Source organism: Pseudomonas sp. GW821-FHT01D09, from assembly GCF_059422465.1.
In genome coordinates, this window is the sequence record NZ_JBWKWY010000069.1 from 1 (window position 1) to 2,755 (window position 2,755).

The 2,755-nt window shown below is 61.8% G+C and carries 3 protein-coding genes; 1 reads left to right on the forward strand and 2 read right to left on the reverse strand.

The window, feature by feature from the left end; all coding sequences use genetic code 11:
* The first annotated feature begins 180 nt into the window (after window positions 1-180).
* Window positions 181-390 (forward strand): DUF2788 domain-containing protein, encoded by a 210-nt coding sequence (locus tag AC07W7_RS27100; protein ID WP_057439039.1) that lies wholly within the window; start codon window positions 181-183, stop codon window positions 388-390.
* On the opposite strand, the gene AC07W7_RS27105 is transcribed toward AC07W7_RS27100, so the two are convergent.
* Window positions 385-1,020: a pseudouridine synthase gene (locus tag AC07W7_RS27105; protein WP_076964214.1), complete on the reverse strand. Its 636-nt coding sequence runs from the start codon at window positions 1,018-1,020 to the stop codon at window positions 385-387. The two genes, AC07W7_RS27100 and AC07W7_RS27105, sit on opposite strands and share 6 nt — an antisense overlap.
* Window positions 1,021-1,091: 71 nt before the next feature.
* On the reverse strand, window positions 1,092-2,555 hold the full coding sequence (amn, locus tag AC07W7_RS27110; protein ID WP_076964213.1) for an AMP nucleosidase: 1,464 nt from the start codon (window positions 2,553-2,555) through the stop codon (window positions 1,092-1,094).
* Window positions 2,556-2,755 lie beyond the last annotated feature (200 nt).

The following is a 2,755-nucleotide window of genomic DNA, read 5'->3' on the forward strand; positions in this document are numbered from 1 at the left end:
CGCGATAGCGGTGTGTCAGTCAATGCATTCGGCGACAGGCACACCGCTATCGCGAGCAAGCCCGCTCCCACATTTTTTACCGTGTTCAACCTGCGACGCACCGACGCAGGTCAACGCTGCACCGGCCACATTGCCTTATACTTCGCGCCTGCCTTTGTCGGAACCTGCCCAATGAATTCGATTGACCCCGTGCTGTTTGAAGAATGGATGATGACCGGCCTGGTCACCATCCTGATCATTTTCATGGGCTTTATCGTCTGGGACCTGGCGAAGAAGTCCAAGGCAGGGCGCTTTGGCTCGCTGATTCTGTTCTTCGTGCTGGGCCTGGGCGTGGCCGCGTTTATCATCAAGAGCGTGGTGATCGGCCTGATCGAATCCGGGGCTTTATAAGCGCGCCGGCACTTCGCGGTACTGGCCTTGGCCCAGGCCGTCAATCGACCACTCGCCGATTTTTACTCGCACCAGGCGCAAGGTCGGCAAACCCACGGCGGCGGTCATGCGCCGCACCTGGCGGTTGCGCCCCTCGCGAATCACCAGCTCCAACCAATAGGTCGGCACGTTTTTACGGAAGCGTACCGGCGGGTTGCGGGGCCATAGCGCCGGCTCATCCAGTCGACGGGCTTCAGCCGGCAAGGTCATGCCATCGTTCAGTTCCACCCCTGCGCGCAGGCGTTGCAGATGCTCCTCGGTGGGCTCGCCTTCCACCTGTACCCAGTAGGTCTTTGCCAGTTTGTGCTTGGGGTCGGCAATCCGCGCCTGCAACTGGCCATCGTTGGTCAGCAGCAGCAGGCCCTCACTGTCCCGATCCAGGCGCCCGGCCGGGTAGATGCCCGGGATATCGATAAAATCCTTGAGGGTCGCCCGCCCGCCTTCGTCGCTGAACTGGGTCAGCACATCGAAAGGTTTATTGAACAGGATCAATTTCGGCTCGGCCGGTGGCGCCTTGGCGACACGGCGCGCAGCGGCATGGGGAGGTTTCACGCCAGGGCGGCGCGAGTCGGGACGGGCAGGACGGGACATGGCAACGGAATATCTAACGGTCAGGACCGACCATGCTAGTGGCCCGACCGTTAAATAACCACCCCGCTATGTTAGCGGAACGGCGGCTCGTCAAAGCTGCGCAGCTTGCGCGAGTGCAGCGAGTTGAGCTCGGTGCGCAGCAGGTCCACCGCCTCGATGCCGATCTTCAAGTGCTGGCTCACCGCCCGTTCATAGAACGCGTTGGCCGAACCTGGCAACTTGATTTCACTGTGCAGCGGCTTGTCCGACACACACAGCAAGGTGCCGTACGGTACGCGCAAGCGGTAACCTTGGGCGGCGATGGTGCCGCTTTCCATGTCCACCGCCACGGCGCGGGACAGGTTGATCAGCGGTCGTTCCTGGGCCCAGCGCAGCTCCCAGTTGCGGTCGTCGTAAGTCAACACAGTGCCGGTGCGCAGGCGCTTTTTCAGCTCTTCGCCCTTCTCGCCGGTGACATTGGCCGCCGCTTGCTGCAACGCCATCTGTACTTCGGCCAGGGCCGGGATCGGAATGTTCGGCGGTACCACGCGGTCGAGAATGCCGTCGCGCCGCATATAAGCGTGGGCCAGCACATAGTCGCCGATGGTCTGGGATTGGCGCAGGCCACCACAGTGGCCGATCATCAGCCAGCAATGGGGACGCAATACCGCCAGGTGGTCGGTGATGTTCTTGGCATTGGAGGGGCCGACGCCGATGTTGACCAGGGTCACGCCGTGGCCGTCGCTGGCCTGCAAGTGGTAGGCCGGCATCTGGTAACGGTGCCAGACCACGCCTGCGGCAATGGCAGAGGCTTCGCCATGGTCCATGTTTTTGTCGATGATGACGTTGCCCGGCAACACCATGCGGATAAAACGTGGGTCGCTGCGCAACTGTTCCAGGCCATGCACGATGAACTGGTCGACATAGCGGTGGTAGTTGGTCAGCAGAATCCACGGCTGCACATGGCGCCAGTCGCTGCCGGTGTAGTGCACCAGGCGGCGCAGGGAGAAATCCACACGGGCCGCATCGAACAGCGCCAGGGGCAGTGGGTCGGTGTTCTCCCAATCGTACAGGCCATCGGCGATGCCATCGGTGGCGGCCGACAGGTCGGTGCTGGGGAACACCCGCGCCAGGGTCGCGGCGGTCACGCCGGAACCGGCCAGTTCATCGCCCTGCTCCACCACGTAGGGGTAAGGGATATTCTGCTGGCTGGCGCCCACTTCCACCGTCACGGTGAAGTCGTGCATCAGCGGCACCAACTGTTCCAGCAGGTATTTACGGAACGCCGACGGATGGGTGACGGTAACGCTGTAGGTGCCCGGCAACTGCACCTTGGCATACGCGCGGGTGGTCTGTGGGACTTCGCCGTGGCAGTGGTAGGTCAGGCGCAGTTCCGGGTAGCGAAACAGTGCACGCTGTGCGGCGTCGGGTTCGACGCGATCCTTGAGGTATTGCTTGAGGGCCTGGTTGAGCGCGCCGGTAGCACGCTCATGCAGAGCCGCCAGCCGGTCCACGGCCTCTTCGGCGGTTTGAACGACAACAAAAGCTTCGGTCACGGTAGGCTTCCTGTTTTCTTACATGCAGGAGGTCATCTTGCCTGCATCGCTGCCAGACGCAAACTCTGAATTGACATGCCTGATTATCCATAGGCTGCCCTACCCAACCTCTGAATTGGAATACGTTCAAATGTGGGAGCTGGCTTGCCTGCGATGGCGGCGGGTCAGCCAATATATAGGTAGCTGACCCACCGCTATCG